Below are 17528 nucleotides of genomic sequence, written 5' to 3'. Positions count from 1 at the left end.
GTTAATAGTCGGGAAGAGATTCACTTTTTGAATTAAGTGCATTTTCTTTTTCGCAATATTGAGCAATTTTCTGATAATCAAGTTGTTGAAATGGAGCTGTTTTTAAGCCAGAAACTGTGATTGCCATTTCTTTTCGAAAATAAGGGATCTGATACATCCAAGGGAAAACGAGATCTCTTAAACCTCCCGCCCACCAATGGTCAGATTGATAAAGTGGTGTTAATAAGCGACTGAGGAATTGATAAAACTGGGTGGAAGAGCGGCGATGTTGATGATAGTGCTGCCAGAGGAGTGACCAATCAATATTTTGGTTCTTTTGGGCAAGTTGCAATGATTGAGAAAAAGCCCAAGCATCCAGTAAAGCCATATTTGCGCCTTGTCCCAGTTGAGGGCTCATAGCATGAGCAGCATCACCAATAACACCAATTCGGCCTTGCCCAAATTGAGTCATCACCACATCACGGTATTGGGCAGATAGCCATTTAGGTTGAATTTGATTGTTGTACAAAATCTGTTTTAACCATTCTGCTACATCAGGCCAGCGCTCTGAAACTTGGTTTAACCAAGTCTGTTTTGACTGCTCATCTTTCAAAAATGTAGGTAATTGTGCAGTAGGTAGGCTCCAAAATACACTCGCAAGTCGTTGCTCGGGTGCAGAAGGGATTGCCCCTGTAGGTAAAATCCCCATCATGATTTTGGAGTGATCATAAAATTGATGCAGAATTTGGGGATTTAGTGCTAAACATTCAGGCACGATACTCCAAGCAGCACCCCATGGATAAGCTTGATCGACTTTTACCCATGCTTTTGGTCGCAATTGACTACGAGCGCCATTGGCAATTAAGACCGCATCAAAGCAATCATCAAACTTTTGGTTGTGATTAAAGCCAAAGACCCTAATTTCATTAGGGTGTTCTTCAAGTCTTTCAATTGTGTGGCTCATACGCCAAGTAATGTGACTTGAATATTGAGAAAGTTTTTGAGTAAGAACGTGACATAAAGTAGAACGGTGAATACCTAAACCATAAAGATTTGTTGAAGCTTCATGATAGTGACTATTTACTAAAAGGCGTTTATCAGGAAGTTGCCCTTCTAAACCTGTGACTTTTGCACCTAGTGTTAAGGCTTCATCAAGTACACCAAGATGCTCAAATACGGCTAACCCAGCAGGCTGTAGTAAAAGACCTGCACCTACCGGAGATAATTCATCAACTTGTTCAAAAATAGTCACATTATTGCCTTCGCGGGCGAGCAAAATCGCAGTTGCTAAACCTGCTGTACCAGCACCGATAATGGCAAAATGAGGTGTTTTCATTGTTTATTCTTTTGAAGTATTTATAGGTTCAATTTAACAATGAACTTATCAGTGATCTAGAAAAATTTTTTAAAATTAAATTATTGTCATAGAAAAATCCCTTGCGATAGCAAGGGATTTAAATGTTATTTCATTACTCGCCAAAGTGCTAATAAACTACTCAGCACAATCAAAATAACCGAAACGAACCACGGACTAATAATAGCGATAGTTAATAAAATTACGATAACGCTACCGAACATCCAACTGCGGCGTTGTTGATGTTCCATTTGCAAACGAAGTTGCTGCATTTCGCGTAACTGACGGTCTTGCCAAGCAGACTGATTTTTTAAACCATTTAAACTATCAACAATTAAGCTTGGGAAATCTTGAGCACCTAAAAGCAGGTCAGGTAGTTGCTGCCCTAACTCTTTTATATTTTTGACTGGGTTCATGTTGGCTTTGACCCATTCAGTCAAAATTGGTTTTGCCAATTTCCAGATGTCGAGCTGAGGATAAAGATCGGTCCCTAGGCCTTCGACATGCACTAAAGTCTTTAGCAACAACATGAGTTGCGGTGGAATTTCTAAATGGAAGCGACGGGCAATATCCATCACTTGAATTAAGATGCCAGCAAAATCAAGTTGATCCATTGGTTTAGACACCATTGGACCAACGGTGCGACGCATTTCACGCGATAGCGCATCTTGGTCTGTACCCGGTGGAATCCAGCCAGCTTGGTGCACAATTTGAATGAGCTGCATAAAGTTGCTGTTCATTACAGCAAGCAACATGCGGGCAATCGTCATCTGGTCATGCTTAGATAACTCGCCCATAATTGCACAGTCCAACGCAATAAAGCGTGGATTGCTTGGGTTAATTGTTTCTACAAAGACATTGCCGGGGTGCATGTCGGCATGGAAAAAGTTATCGCGAAATACTTGCGTGAAGAAAATGGTTAATCCTTTTTCTGCAAGTTGTGCGCGGTCCATGCCTAGACGGTCAAAAGTCGCCGTATCTGAAATAGGTACGCCTGTAATACGCTCTGCCACCATGACATCTTTGGTGTCCATGTAGACTTCAGGCACATACATCATGGTTGAGCCAGTAAAATAATGGCGCATACGACGGGTATTATCCGCCTCAATACTCAAGTCTAGTTCATTTAAAATGATCTGGCGGTAGTCTTGAATAATTTCGCTTAAATGCAACGCACGAGCAGCTTCAAGACGGCTTTCTAGCGTATTGCCTAACCACGCCAAAATTTCAAAGTCTTGCAAAATTTGGTTGCGAATGTCAGGGCGAGTCACTTTAATAACGACTTCACGACCATCGTGCAAAGCAGCAGTATGAACTTGCGCAATTGACGCAGCAGCTAATGGCTGGTCATCAAAGCGAGCAAACAAGGTATTTACGTCTGCCTTTAATGAGTCCTGAATACGTTGTTTGGCAACATTGCTATCAAAAGGTTTTACCTGATCTTGAAGTAAGACTAATTGAGCGAGTATTTCAGGTAGAATCAAATCACGTCGGGTTGACAGTAATTGACCAAGCTTAATTGCAAGCGGCCCCATCTCTTCCAAAGCTTCTTTGAGCTTTAAAGGATTTTTACGTTCACGACTAGACCATGCGGCTGGGTGCATTTTAATAACACTTAATGCACGTTGAGCTTTAACTGGTAATTCATCCGCAGGGAACAACGTATCGAGTCTATAGTGCGCTGCAATACGCCAAAGTTCGAGTAAACGTGAAACGTGCGGAATCATATACAGTCTTACCTAGTCTTGAGAGGGTTGTAGTTGTGCGTTGAGTTGCTGCAATCTTGCTTCTAGACGGTCAATGTCTTGATTAAGCTTGCGCGTTGCTTGAGTTAAATCATCCATTTCCCAACGAGGGGCAAATAGACCGCTATCTTCTTTTAAGGCATCTTCAGCAAAAAACAGATGACTTTGAAGAGAGCGTTTTAAATGTTTTGGTGCAAGCTGAATCTTGCCAATTTCGTGGGCAAGTTGAGGACCAACCCATCTTGATAAGTGCGCAGCTAAATCTGGTTCAGCTTGTTGCATGATTTTTTGAATATCCTGTAACAGGTGATAATCACCTTGCAATGGGATATTGCCAATCTGATCTGGATCGCTGACCAATAGTTTGATCAGCTCAATGACATCTTTAACATGCAAAGTTGCTGTAGCTTCAGAAATTTTGAATTGCTCATCAAAAGGGCGTTGTTCAAAAATAGAAGGCTTTTCACTATGCCCTGTTGCGGTAGGTTCAAGACGTACTTTTTCTTGGTCAAAGAATACATCGACAGAAAGTTGCGGACTGTCGATTACGACACGCAACATTTTGCCCTGTAACTGATTAAGCTGAATGCGAGTAACCGCATCCAGATCGATCAGATGATGAATGATACGTTCGACTGCACCGAGTGCCAGAATCGACCACATATCGTTAACCCTTACAGTTTGAAGCCACGGTGAACGGCAACGATACCAGCAGTAAGGTTGTGATAGTCACAGTTCTGGAAGCCAGCATTTTCCATCATACCTTTTAAGGTGCGTTGGTCTGGATGCATACGAATTGATTCAGCCAAATACTTATAACTCTCTGAATCATTGGCAACTAATTTACCCATAATCGGTAAAGCAGTGAATGAGTAGAGGTCATAAAGTTTTGAGAATGGCTCAAATACAGGCTTAGAAAATTCAAGAATAAGCAAACGACCGCCTGGCTTTAACACACGGAACATAGAAGCAAGTGCTGCATCTTTATCAGTCACGTTACGTAAGCCAAAACTAATGGTGAGTAGATCAAAGCTGTTATCTGCAAAAGGTTCTAAAGTTTCTGCATTGGCAAGTACGAAGTCGACATTGGTACAGCCTGCATCAATCAAACGGTCACGGCCTACATTGAGCATAGATTCGTTAATGTCTGAAAGAACGACATGGCCTTGAGGACCAACTTCGCGGCTGAATACTTTCGCTAAATCGCCTGTACCACCAGCAATGTCCAACACATGTTGACCACGGCGTACACCTGACATGTTAATTGCAAAGCGTTTCCAAAGGCGGTGAATACCAAATGACATCAAGTCATTCATCAAGTCATATTTGCTTGCAACCGAATGGAAAACTTCTGCAACTTTTTGAGCTTTATCTTCAGTTTTAACAGTTGAGAAACCAAAGTGTGTGGTTTCTCCCACGTTGCCAGTATTGCCAGCACCACGTGGTAAATTGTATTTCGGTACAGAACCGTTAACCGGTGTGTCAGTTAAGGTTTGTTGTAAAGTTTGTTGTTGCCCTTGAGGGGTACCTTGCGGTAAAGGTGAGCTTAGGAATGGGCTAACTTTGTCTGAACTTTGTGCCTGCTCAGTTGGAGATGTTGGCTTTTGGTTTTCGTTAGACATATTGTCTCTCCTAGACTCAAACTCAAGTGAAACGGAATAAGTTCTGCATGATGACAGATTTTGTCTATTTTTACAGGCATCATCATGCAAATATAATGAATAAAATCTCAACTTCGTAAGGTTGATTTTTTCTCTGTGCCGACCTTATCACACTCTAAACGGATTCGGATGCCCTGAATGTACATTTTCAATAATCTGGCGTTCTTTTTCAGTAAAAGTCTTGATAAAGGTCTCGGCTGATTTTAACGGTTTCATCGCGCTAAAACCATCTTGAATAAAATCATACATCAATTCGAAGTGATATTTCTGGGCAATGCCTTTACACATTTTAAAAGCCGTAAACATCATAAATGAGCGCATATATTTATCGAGTGCTGCGCCTAAATCGTCAAGAAGAGCAAGTTGTTGATAACGAGCTTCTGCCTGATCAAGTTTGGTTAGGGTTAAGCGCATGATTTCATCGGTTAATACCGTGTCAGCCGGATAATCCTCAAGAAGCTGTATCGCCACTTGTTCATCAAGCTGAGTGGCAAGCACAGCTAAACTTACCGATTTAGTTCCAGTTTTAATCGCATTCTCAGGCAATACTTTTTCGGCTTTATGTGCATATTTCAATAGACGTTCAATTTGTGCTGCAAGGGCATCAAACTCTGGACCACCATATAAACGATTTAAAAAATACTGTGCCATGAGTTTATGTTCAGGCAAGTTGAAAAATTCATGATGTGTATCTTTCATCCGCTCTTTTAGCCATGTTTGTACATCTTGCAAACGTTGGGCAAGCACCGGATTGTCGTGATAATTAAATGTTTTATATTGTTGTAAAAGTTCATCAAAAGCAGCGAGTTTAGACATGTAAGACTCTAATATTGGGCTATTTACAAAAAATCATAAGAGGCATTGTAACCTTGTACTATGGCGAGAAGATGTAAAAAAAATGATTCATGCGTCAATTTTTAGATGGAATTTGGCCGCAATGACATAATTTGTATAGCAATTCATCATTTAACCGCATAAGTTAAATATCAACGAAATTAAACAATAAATGATTAGAGCCGTGGACTATGAGTGAACAACAACCAAAATTTGAAATTCGAGATGAAGAACAACTTTCAGTCGATTTGATTGAGGCACAATATGCTCTAAAAGAAAGTCGAGGGAAGCCGAATGCTAAAAGTACACTCATTTTAATGAGTGGTATTGAACTGGCTGGAAAAGGCGAGGCGGTTAAGCAGCTTCGCGAGTGGCTAGATCCAAGATATTTAAGAGTAAAAGCAGATGCACCGCGTGTGCTGACAGATACAGAAGCATTTTGGCAATCTTATTCTGAGTTTATTCCTACCGAAGGTCAAATTGTGGTCATGTTTGGCAATTGGTATAGCGATTTACTTGTTACGGCAACGCATGTGTCTGAACCTTTAGATGAGGCGCGATTTGATGCTTACGTTGAAAGTATGCGGGCATTCGAACAAGATTTGAAAAATAATTATGTGGATGTGGTTAAAGTCTGGTTTGATCTTTCATGGAAATCATTGCAAAAACGTTTAGACAAAATTGACCCGTCAGAGCAGCACTGGCATAAGCTTCACGGTCTAGACTGGCGTAATAAAAAACAATATGACACTTTGCAAAAGTTACGCCGCCGTTTTACCGACGATTGGTACATTATTGATGGCGAAGATGAAACACAACGCGATCAGTTTTTTGCTCAATACCTTTTGCAACACATGCGTCAACTTCCTGACCATGAAACTGAAGTTAAAGGAAAATGGCAACAAGCTAAAATTCCAGAGAGTTTATTAAAACCTTCTAATGAGCCACTTGAAAAAGCTGAATATAAAAAAGAGCTCGATAAACTCAGCAAAAAAATTGCTGATGCAATGCGTTTCGATAAACGCAATGTCGTGATTGCTTTTGAGGGAATGGATGCTGCTGGTAAAGGTGGTGCAATTAAGCGAATTGTTAAAAACCTAGATCCGCGCGAATATGATATTCACTGTATTGGAGCACCTGAACGGTACGAGGTACGACATCCTTATTTATGGCGTTTCTGGAACCGTATTAATGAGGCTGAAAAAATCACGATCTTTGATCGGACGTGGTATGGGCGAGTACTCGTTGAACGTGTCGAAGGTTTTGCTTCGCCTTTAGAGTGGCAGCGTGCTTATGACGAAATTAATCGTTTTGAAAAAGATTTATTTGATAGTCAAACGATTGTGGTAAAGATTTGGCTGGCAATTAGTAAAGATGAACAAGAGCAACGTTTTAAGGCCAGAGAAGAAACCCCACATAAACGCTTTAAAATTACCGCAGAGGATTGGCGTAATCGTGATAAGTGGGACGATTATTTAAAAGCCGCAGCAGATATGTTTGAGCGAACCAGTACGGAATACGCACCTTGGTATATTGTTGCAACTGATGATAAATATACTGCACGTCTAGAAGTATTAAAGGCTGTTTTAAAACAGCTGAGAGCAGATTAAGCTCTCAGCCATAAGGTACCTACTAATTTACAACAGTGGTACGGCTTTTTTGCTGAATACGTTTTGCAAGATTGTAACTGTCATTCAGGTGAGTTTCTGCTATTTTTTTCATCATGAAATAGCCTAAACTTGCTGCTACAATTTGTCCGCCTAGCGGTATAAATTTAGTCACCTGTTTCGTTACGATTTTGCCCAAAAAACCATTAAATGTTTTTTTAACAGTAGTACGTGCCACTACAAAACCTGAAAATTCAAAACCGCGTTTACGTAATTCATCCCAATGAATTGTTTTAGTTTTTGGGTCGTAAACACTCACGTGCTCAGGTGCTAAGCCAAAACGGGAATTGATATCTGGAATAAGGTGCGACAAAATTCCCAAATCTATCACCACGTCTAAAAACGGAATCGGTACAATTGCCGCTCCTGCTGAGACGTAAGCTCTTTTTTTGATGAGGTCACGACACTCATCGCGAATTTGTTCCAGATTTAGGCTAGGATCAATATAGTCAGGAATGTTATCAATTTTCATAATGTCTACCTGTGTAAGTTTCTTGATGGCGTCATTCAAACCAAGTGTAAGTGACACCTAAAGTTAAATTATGCTGTGTTTAAACCAACGTGACATAGTCAGATTCAGTTGTATAGTAATGAATGTTTATGATTTTGTGCATAAATTATGCAAGCAGGATATGAAATAAATGGGGATTCATGTTATTCAAAGCCAACGTATTGATGTGTTGTTGCAAGGTGTATTAGCGTCTACATCGCAAACTTCAACGCATCCTTTACAGGTTTTGAAAACACAGCATTTTGTTGTTCCAAGTCCTGCGGTTGAGCAGTGGCTAATACAGAAACTTGCAGAACAGCAAGGCATGAGTGCCAATTACCAGTTTCATCAACGGGTACGAGGTTTCCAGTGGTATGCCTACCAGCAAGTTTTAACTGCCCATAAAGAACAGGTCCGTAAAGCGAACATTCCACGTTTAATTTTTAAATGGCGGGTTCATCAGACTTTGTATGAATTTATACAACCTGATGCAATTAGCATAGATACCTCACATCCTCTCCATTCTATTGTTCAGCGCATTTATGATAGCGCAGACCGGCTTGAGCAAGGCATAGATAAACAACTAAAAAAACAAAAAATGCTGTATTGGGTCGCTGAGCAGGTTGCCGATCTATTTAGTAACTACATGATTTATCGTGGACAGTGTCAGCGTGGTTGTGAAAATAGCTGTACGTGTCCAGAGAACTGGTTAGCTGCTTGGGGGCAAGGGCGAGCGCTCGATATTGAAAAATATATTGTGCAAAAAGACGAAGAGGTTACTGCTTTTGCATTGCATCAAACTCAAGAGCTAGAACGTTGGCAGCGGTGGTTGTGGCAGCAACATTTTCATGATGACTTTTTGCAGATGCAGCAAATTGATGCGTTGTTTTGGCAAGAGATCGAACATCCAGATCGCAGTAAATGGGCTATTTCCAGATTACCTCATCAGGTGGTGATCTTTACATTATTGGATTTACCGCCTAGCCAGTTACAGTTCTTGCGCCGTTTAGGGCAATATATTGATGTGCTAATTTTGCACTATAACCCTTCGCAAGAATATTGGGCAGATAGCGTTGATCCCCTGTGGAAACAGCGTTATGACTTAGGGGTAAAAGAGCGCTTTATTGCGAAAAACCCTAAGGCAACGGATGCTGAAATTAGCGATTTCTTTAATAAATTTACACTCAACTTTAATGCTGAAGCACGTGAGTCCAGACATCCACTTTTAACAAGATTAGGTAAACAAGCCCGCGACCACTTTTCACTATTATCAAATTTATCTACGGGTGAAGAGGGTAAGTGGGTTGATGCTTTTGTGGATGATTTCCCTGAAAGTTTACTCGGTAAAGTTCAATCCGATATTTTGCATTTGGTGGAACCCCAAGCTAAGCAATATGGGCTTGCTCCAGACGATGACTCTATTCAGATCCATGTTTGCCATTCTACTTTACGTCAGCTTGAAGTACTAAAAGAGCAATTGATTGGTTGGTTGGCCCAAACACATGAGCAGCCGCGTCGTCCAAATGATATTTTGGTTTTAGTTCCTAATTTGACCGACATAGAGCCTTTAATTCGGAGTGTATTTCCTGCAACTGCCACTGAGCAAGGTGTGCATTTACCAGTTAAAATTGCCGGAGTTGCCTCACTTGATGCATTAAATGCTTGGCGTGCCGTGATTGGGCGTATTCAGCTGATGCAAGGGCGTTTTAGCTTTGATGATTTTGCTGATTGGTTAAGCTTGCATGCGACTCAGCAACGATACGAACTTGAATATGCTCAGGTTGAGCGAATTTTAAATTTACTTGCCGATGCAGGGTTTAAACGAGGACTTGATGCAGAGCATCTCAAGCGCAGTTTGTGTGAGGGTGATGATGATTATCGATATAGTTTTAAATTTGCTTTAGAGCGATTGGCTCTTGGCATTGCTGTGCCTGTACATGAAACATTTAATCAGGTGCTGAGTTATGCCAAAGTTCAACCAGGTGATTTTGAGTTGATTGGTACACTCATTCAGATTTATCAAGATTTGAATGAGCGCCGTGATTGGTTAACCCTACATGAACAGGGGCAAGTCTATACGGTTGAATATTGGCTCCAAGTACTGGGTAAAGATATTGTCGAATTTGAGCAGGTGGGTGTTGCTGCTTTAAAAGCTGTTCGGGAAATTGTAAAAAAACAAGAGCGAATGTTGACGCTCGCAAGTTATTACGCAGAGACAGAAACAGGAACTTTGCGCAAAATTACGTTGCCTCTACCTTATATTATTGAAGAAATTCAACGGACCTTAGAAAGCCAAAGTGCACAAGCGGAACCGACTGGGCAGATTACCTTTGCCCAAATTGGACATATTCGGCCGCTCCCTTATCGCTTAATGGTGATGTTAAATCTTGATGCAGGGCAATTCCCAAACCGTGATACACACGTTCCATTTGATTTAATGGATGCATTGCGCCAACAGTTAGGAGACCGCTCTCGACTTGAAGATGATCAAGGTGCTTTTTTAGATGCTTTATTATTAGCCCAAGAAAATTTATGGCTGTTTTATAACGGTTTTGATGTGAATGATGGTGAGGTGCGAGAACCTTCCAGTATTCTTCAAGAGTTCCGTGAACACCTTGCCTTGATTGTGAAAGCTGAAGATGATGTGCCTGAAAGTGTTGTTATTGAAGGGATTGAGATTCCGTCACAGTTAAAACAACTCTATCACTTACATGATTTACAGCCCTTTGATCCGAAAGGTTTTTCTGTAGAAAAAAGTGGTGTTCGTTACCAAGATCATTGGTTTAAGGTTGCTTCACAAATTCAGCAAGTCTCAGGAAACCGTCAACCTTGGGCGAATACGACCTATCCGCTGCAAGCGCCTGACATGTTGGTTTTAGATAGCCAGCAATGGATACAGGATGTGACATTCCCAGCACGACTATATTTGAAAACTTTAGGAGTAGAAAACTTAGGAAGTGTCGGACTGCTCGACCAAAATGAACCTTTGTTACTAGATGGTTTAGGACGTTATGCGATTCGACATTTTTTACAGCAATCTGATCAACAAGCACAACCTGAGGTATTACTTGATCAATTGCCTGTAGGCAAAGTCAAATATAGTGCATGGCAACAAGGTGTTTTTGAACAAGAGTGCCTGCTTGAACGCCTCCATCAATACGCGCCAGCAGTCACACAAACGACTCAGCGAGTTTGGCGAATTGCTAAACAGCTCCATATGAATATTACAGTTCCAAAGTCTGAAAATCAGGATTGGATCAGCATGGAGCCTTCAAGCGCTCGGGCAAAAAGACGTGCGAAAGTCTGGTTAGAATACCTACTCTGGTTAGCTTATTTGAATGAGGGAAGTGTAGGAGCTGAAAAACGCCGTATTGTGGTTTTTAGCGATCAAACCGTGATTTGTAGTGGAGTGAGTTCTGAACAGGCTCGGCAATATTTACAACCATGGTTTAAAATCTGGCGTTACGCACAACAACAACCACTAGTTTTGCCAGCAGCCTTATTATTAAAACCGCTAGAAAAAGCCAAAGCATATCAGTGGGAAACGGCAGATCAGGCAGAAAAAGCAAAACTGGATGAGAAGAGCTATGCTGAGCTGTTAAAATACTGGAATGAAACAGGGTCATTTACCACGATGGATATGACTCAAAATGAAGCTTGCAAGCTGCATAAAGACTGGAGCTTTATTTTACAAGAACAAGATGCACAAGCTTTGCTTCAACATGCTTGTGATGAGTTTGCGTATGATCTGTACCATCCAGTTTTTCAATTTCAACATTCGGAGTAAGACATGAACTCAAGAGTACAGGTGTCTTATCAACCTATTATTGATATTGATTTTAGTGGATTACACTTAATTGAAGCTTCAGCAGGTACAGGAAAAACTTATACTTTATCGAGCTTGATGGTCCGTATTTTTCTTGAAAAGTACTTGCCTCGACAAGTGATTGCGACCACGTTTACCCGTGCTGCCGCTGCTGAGTTAAAAAGCCGTATTCGTGCCCGTTTGGTCGAAACGTATCGTTATTTAGAGACGAAGCGCAGTTTTACAGAACACGAATTAATTACGCAGGCTGAGCAAGAGCCTGATTTGTTACTCCAACATATTTTAAAAAGCTTTGCGACGCGTATTGCCTATGCGTGTGAGCGTTTAAAATTAGTTATAGATCAGTTCGATGAGCTATTTGTTGGAACACTCGATAGCTTTAGCCAAAAACTATTGCGTGAGTTTGCTTTTGAGAGTGGCAAAATTGAACGCGCTCAAATTACCGATGATGCCAAAACCTATAGCCGACAACTCATTCATGATGTACTACGTGAATGGATACAGTCTCAACCTCAAACTGTAATTGATGCCTTATATCTGGTAGGTGAACTTAAGAGTGTAGATAGTTTTGTCAAACTCGTCGAAGACTCACTTAATTTTAGTTCGGCTCATTTTAAACTTCCCGAAAAACCTACCATTCAATTTGAACAACTTGCACAGCTCAAACAGTTGGCAACAGAAATTGATCTCAGCCTTTTAGAGCACTATTACCAGCTCGATGGCGAACATTATAAGCATGTGAGCGGTACGGTATTTCGAAACGGCGCTTTTAATAAATTATTTAGTGAATGTTTACCGCAGCTACTGCAAGTTTTAACGCAAAGCGACAGTATTTTAGTTTTTGATGGGTCGCTATCAGCACAGCGTGAGCTTGTTTTTAAGTTTTTAGGTCAAATTTCTGATCAGAAAGTTTTTAAAAAATGTCCAGCCGAAATTTCAGATGGTTTCTATCAACACCCTACAGTTCAGCAAATACAGCAACTCTTTGGTGTACTGAAAAACTATGCTGAGCAGTTCGACCAGCTTCATATTTATTTGAAGGCCTATTTGTGTGTCGAAGTTAAAAAACGACTACCGCAGGTTTTACAAAATAAAGGCGAAACGACTTTTTCTCAGCAAATTCGCACACTGTCTGATGCTTTAAAGGGTGAGCAGGGGCAACGTTTTGCAGTATTTGTTCAGGCGCGTTATCCCTTAATTTTGGTCGATGAATTTCAGGACACTAACCAAGATCAAGACGACATGCTCGCCAGTATCTGGCGTCATCCGCAGCGTTATCAAAAAGGCTGCATGATTATGGTGGGTGACCGAAAACAGGCAATTTACGGTTTCCGTGGTGGGGATATGCTCACCTTCCTAAATGCCTATAAAGATATTCAAGCCAAACATGGGTGCGAATATAAGTTAATTCATAACCACCGTTCGGTAGCTGATCTGGTTGAAGTCGTCGATGCGTTATTTCAGCGGCAAATCGATTTTGGTGAACAGGTTCAATATGACCCAATTCGGGCAGGCACTCGACCTCATCCTGCGCTGATTGAGCACAACAATCATAATCCTCATCCTTTGCGCTGGTTGATGCTCAAAGACAAAGAAACGGAAGCACAGCAAGTTGCATGGAAGATTCGGGATTTACTCAACCGTTCTCATGAGGGTCATTTATATTTTCAAAAAGACTCTCAGACTCAAACTTTAAACGAAGATGATATTGCGGTATTGTCTCGTAATCATGATGGGCTTGATAAAGTTCAATATGAGTTAGAGCGTTTAGGCATTCGAGTTAATCGTCCATCGAAACGCAGTGTTTTTGATTGCACGATTGCCCAAGACGTCGGTGCTTTATTGACAGCAATACTTCATCCTTACGATGAGGCAAAAGTGAAGCGGGCTTTAATTAGCCGCCTGTTTGCCATGGACTTGAAGCAATTGTTGCAACTTGAGCAGACAGCAGAAGGCTTAAGTCAGTTCATGACTGGTTTTGATAGCATTCGAGAGTTGTGGTCTGCTCAGGGCTTTTTAGTTGCATGGCAACAATGTTTAAGCCAGTTTGATATCTGGCAAAATTTGGTGGCTGCTCAAAGCAAAGATAATGAACGGGTTGTGGTGAACTTGCGTCATTTAACTGAAATTTTGAGTCAGCACAGCGAGAAATACTCAGGCGCGCAAAACCTTTATCATTGGTATCTCAAACAGTTGCGTTCTCCTCTTGACCGTGATTGGGAGCTAGAACGTAAATTGTCGAGTGAAGCTGGCGTTCAGCTCATGACAATTCACCAGTCAAAAGGACTGGAATTTAAGATTGTTTTTTTGTTGGGTGCAGACAAGCCATTTCGAGAAAATAACAAAACTCTGAATTTTTCGACCCAAGATGTAGTCCAGCCAGACTCAAACCAGATGTTGACTCAACGAGTCGTTGCGATTGCTGATAAGACTTATTTGAATGAAATTGAACTTAAGCAACACGAAGAGCGGGCATTAGCTGAACAGAATCGTCTTTGGTATGTCGCTTTAACGCGAGCAAGCCACCGCGTCTATGCTGTTTTACAAGATGCTGATGGTAAATCAGTTTCAGGCTTAGCTTTCTGGAAAAATAGGAATGAGCCTTTTCAGCACCATTGCTGTACAGATGAAATGGTTTTGGAGCAGATTCCACAGGCAATTCATTTAGCCAAACAAACAAGTATTATTGAAATACAAGCACAACGTTTTCCTGAGCAACGTTTTTATTCGAGAGGTAAAACCAGTTTCAGTTACTTGGCGCAGCATTTAAAACATAAGGTTGGCACAGATTTATTGGCGAGTCAGAGCAATGATGCTGTATTAGCAGAAGATGAGCTGGACTTGGTCAACACTGTTGAAACAATCAGTGCTCAGCCGATTGACTGGATAAAGAATAATTTTCCGCGAGGAACGCTTGCTGGTAATTTCCTGCATGAAATTTTTGAGCATATCGATTTTCAATGTTCAGATGATTGGGTCATAGAAATACGTCGTCGTTTTAAAAATGACTATAGTAGTCTCTGGCTAGATTTACTTAGTACATATAAAGAGAGCTTCCCAGAGGAAGAAGACGCCGAGAATCTGCTTTATCAGTCAGTTGCACAGTGGTTGCAAGATGTTTTACGAACACCACTCTATCAGGGCTTCCGATTGAACCAACTTCAACCAGAGCAGCATTTGTCGGAGTTTCCTTTTTATTTGGCATTGTCGGATCGGGTTTTAGCCATGACTCGTGTTCAGCAGCTCTTTGCTGAATATGGCCTAAATATGCCGGAGCTACTTGAAGCGCGTTCGGCCCGTTATCTCAATGGTTCTATCGATTTGGTTTATTTTGATGGACAGCGCTATCACATTGCCGACTATAAAAGTAATTATTTAGGAGAAGATCTTGCAGATTATCGTAGCGATAACATTGCACAAAGCATGTCTTTGGCAAGTTACTGGCTACAGGCAGGTCTATACTTGGTGGCATTACATCGCTATTTGCAAGTCAAAATGCAGGATTACCAAATTGAGCAACATTTAGGTGGGGCGACTTATCTTTATTTGCGTGGCATGAATGGTGAAGCAGAGCAGGGGTATTATTACTGGCAACCTAGTATTGAGTTTATTCTGCGTCTTGATGCCATTTTGGGGTATTTTCTGAGGATAAAATCGCATGAAAAATGCTGATAAGTTAGGTAATTTTAAGATTAACAAATACTTGACATGTGGATAAGCCTGTCTATAACCATGTGGACAAGCGTGTGGAAAACTAGGTGGATAAGTGTGTGGACAATCTAAATAGCCCTGAACAAGCCGATTTAAGCTGGTTAACAACGTGGAGTAACTTCTTAAATCAGGCTCCATTTACTGAGCAATCACAAGTGCCAGATACCGCTTCTTATTTACAGCAGCTTATTGAAGCTAGCTTGCAAGGTGATAGCTGTATCGATGTCAGTCCAGAGCAAATTGCAGCACTTGGTCAACTTGCTATATCAGCCGATCAAGCGACTTCAAAAGTTGCACCATGCGTCTACGATGAGCAGGGGTTGGCATTATACCGATATTGGCACCTAGAGCAACGCCTTGCAGAACAAATTTGTCGATTAAAGCAACAATTAATTCAGCCTGTATCTTGTGATGACTATATAAGCTTACTCACAGACCCTCATCAGCAGGCAGCTTTACAAATGGTTGCTCGGCAGAGCCTGAGTATTATTACGGGTGGGCCGGGTACAGGTAAGACCTATACACTTGCACGTATTATTGCTGTGCTTAGCCAAGCAATTCCGCATATTCGTGTGGCGATGGCTGCTCCAACGGGTAAAGCAGCACAGCGCATGCAAGAGGCCTTACAGAACTCGTTTAATGACCCTAAATTGCTTGAGTCTGGATTAATGAGTGAAGAGCTCAGAAATCAGGGAACACAAACGATTCATCGTTTATTGGGAATGGGGCATAGCCAAACACCACGGTTTAATCAAAAACAACCGCTTCCTTACGATGTGATTGTGGTGGATGAAGCTTCCATGCTGGATTTAAATCTAGCAACTCTTCTGTTTGAGGCTGTGCCAGAGTCTTGTCGAATTATTTTATTAGGAGATGCAAATCAGCTCGCTTCCGTTGATGTAGGTGCAGTACTTGCTGACTTGCAACAAATACAGGCACTAGCCGACAACAGAGTACAATTACAAACAAGTCGTCGTTTTGCTGAAGGGGCGTTGATTGGGCAAGTTGCTAAATTTATTCAGGCACAAACCTATCAACAAAATCATGAAGTGGTTTTGCAGCAGTTTGAAATTGATATTGTTCAGGTTTCTGAATTAAAGCCTATAGTTTTACAAAATGACATGCCAGATGTAGTTCAGCTTGAGTATTTACCGGAAGGGAATCACACAGAAGTCGAAATTTATTATCAGAAACTCATGTTAGGTTTCCAAGGCTATGTAAAGAGCCTAAAAAATTATTTAAAAGAAGAACGCTCGATTGAACAGGTCCAAAATGTAGTAAGAGCATTCGATGACTACCGTATTTTAACGGCGGTCCGTCATGGCCCATTTGGATTACAGCAGTTAAATCAGTACGCACAGCGCTGGTTACAACAACAGTTATCAATAGTTACAGTGGGTGGTTGGTATGTAGGTCGTCCGGTAATGATGACTTATAACGATTATCAGCTCGGTATTTCAAATGGAGATATTGGCCTGTGTTTTGAGCATAGAACTCAGCCACAGCAATTTGAAGTATATTTTCCAAGTTTAAATAAATGGGTGGCGGCAAACCGGTTACCTAAAAGTATCCAAAGTGCATTCGCTTTAACAATTCATAAGTCGCAAGGGTCTGAATTTACACATACTGCTGTGGTTCTTGATCAGGCTGCAAAGAATTTATTAAGCCAAGAGCTTATTTACACTGCGATTACACGAGCTAAAAAAGTAGTAAGTCTTTTGGTTCATCCAGAAGCTTTAGTTCAGGCATTTACAGTTCGTACGACACGAAAAAGTGGTTTAGTTCAGAAAGTTAATCGGTTAGTTCGTTAAGACAAACTTAATATTTTTACCCTTGTAAGAAAAAGCTTACATAGATTCGAGATATTTGCTGCTAGAGTACACCCCACGTTTTTGAGATTATAAACACACAACGAGCTTGGCACGGAATGTCGGGCAAAATCGCACAATAATAATAGCTTAAGTCGAGAGACTGCGAACTTACAATGATGTAGGTGTATAAAGAGGAAACTTACAGCCGCTAAGCCTTGTAGTTTTGGGAGAGACTACAGGGCTTTTTTATATTCACGTTTTAATTTACTTCTAAAAAATTATCAAAAAAGATCTGTTTTAGACCTCTATTTAGTATGTTTTCTTTTAAAAATTTATATCAATAATATCAATATATTTATCTGTAATATGATTTTTAAACAGCCATTTTTCCTGTGAATTGTTAAGTTATATGTTATACAGAACTGTACGTTAAATGTTAAAAATGGTTAT

The 17528-nt window shown here is 40.8% G+C and carries 10 protein-coding genes; 4 read left to right on the top strand and 6 right to left on the bottom strand.

The genetic code is table 11. The features are described from left to right. Nucleotide 1: 1 nt before the first annotated feature. From RMB03_RS02165 to RMB03_RS02145, 5 genes are all read right to left on the bottom strand, one after another. Nucleotides 2–1315, bottom strand: coding sequence for an NAD(P)/FAD-dependent oxidoreductase (locus tag RMB03_RS02165; RefSeq protein ID WP_311073509.1), 1314 nt, complete (start codon nucleotides 1313–1315; stop codon nucleotides 2–4). Between the two features lie 125 nt (nucleotides 1316–1440). Further along, the gene (locus RMB03_RS02160) at nucleotides 1441–3060 is read right to left on the bottom strand and encodes an AarF/UbiB family protein (RefSeq protein WP_311073507.1); all 1620 of its coding nucleotides are present in this window, start codon (nucleotides 3058–3060) and stop codon (nucleotides 1441–1443) included. Between the two features lie 12 nt (nucleotides 3061–3072). Then, entirely contained in the window at nucleotides 3073–3741 is a 669-nt protein-coding gene (locus RMB03_RS02155) for an SCP2 domain-containing protein (RefSeq protein ID WP_003654610.1), read from the bottom strand. Nucleotides 3742–3752: 11 nt separating this feature from the next. After that, nucleotides 3753–4700: a bifunctional demethylmenaquinone methyltransferase/2-methoxy-6-polyprenyl-1,4-benzoquinol methylase UbiE gene (gene ubiE, locus RMB03_RS02150; RefSeq protein ID WP_004640878.1), complete on the bottom strand. Its 948-nt coding sequence runs from the start codon at nucleotides 4698–4700 to the stop codon at nucleotides 3753–3755. 147 nt (nucleotides 4701–4847) lie between these two features. Beyond that, nucleotides 4848–5555, bottom strand: a complete 708-nt coding sequence (locus tag RMB03_RS02145) for an FFLEELY motif protein (protein WP_042894541.1) — start codon at nucleotides 5553–5555, stop codon at nucleotides 4848–4850. 209 nt (nucleotides 5556–5764) lie between these two features. Here RMB03_RS02145 and RMB03_RS02140 point away from each other — a divergent pair, with 209 nt between their 5' ends. Then, complete coding sequence (locus RMB03_RS02140; RefSeq protein WP_311073501.1) at nucleotides 5765–7183, top strand: phosphate--AMP phosphotransferase; 1419 nt, start codon at nucleotides 5765–5767, stop codon at nucleotides 7181–7183. Nucleotides 7184–7205: 22 nt separating this feature from the next. On the opposite strand, the gene RMB03_RS02135 is transcribed toward RMB03_RS02140, so the two are convergent. Continuing rightward, nucleotides 7206–7712: a hypothetical protein gene (locus RMB03_RS02135; protein WP_311073499.1), complete on the bottom strand. Its 507-nt coding sequence runs from the start codon at nucleotides 7710–7712 to the stop codon at nucleotides 7206–7208. Nucleotides 7713–7881: 169 nt separating this feature from the next. On the opposite strand from RMB03_RS02135, the gene RMB03_RS02130 reads away from it, so the two are divergent. From RMB03_RS02130 to recD, 3 genes are all read left to right on the top strand, one after another. Then, nucleotides 7882–11517, top strand: a complete 3636-nt coding sequence (locus tag RMB03_RS02130) for an exodeoxyribonuclease V subunit gamma (RefSeq protein ID WP_311073497.1) — start codon at nucleotides 7882–7884, stop codon at nucleotides 11515–11517. 3 nt (nucleotides 11518–11520) lie between these two features. Beyond that, on the top strand, nucleotides 11521–15228 hold the full coding sequence (locus RMB03_RS02125; RefSeq protein ID WP_311073495.1) for a UvrD-helicase domain-containing protein: 3708 nt from the start codon (nucleotides 11521–11523) through the stop codon (nucleotides 15226–15228). Between the two features lie 98 nt (nucleotides 15229–15326). After that, on the top strand, nucleotides 15327–17078 hold the full coding sequence (gene recD, locus RMB03_RS02120; RefSeq protein ID WP_017388472.1) for an exodeoxyribonuclease V subunit alpha: 1752 nt from the start codon (nucleotides 15327–15329) through the stop codon (nucleotides 17076–17078). Nucleotides 17079–17528: the final 450 nt, after the last annotated feature.

This window comes from Acinetobacter sp. V91_7, assembly GCF_031799075.1.
GTDB lineage: Bacteria > Pseudomonadota > Gammaproteobacteria > Pseudomonadales > Moraxellaceae > Acinetobacter > Acinetobacter calcoaceticus.
This window is presented reverse-complemented; position numbering and strand designations above follow the sequence as displayed.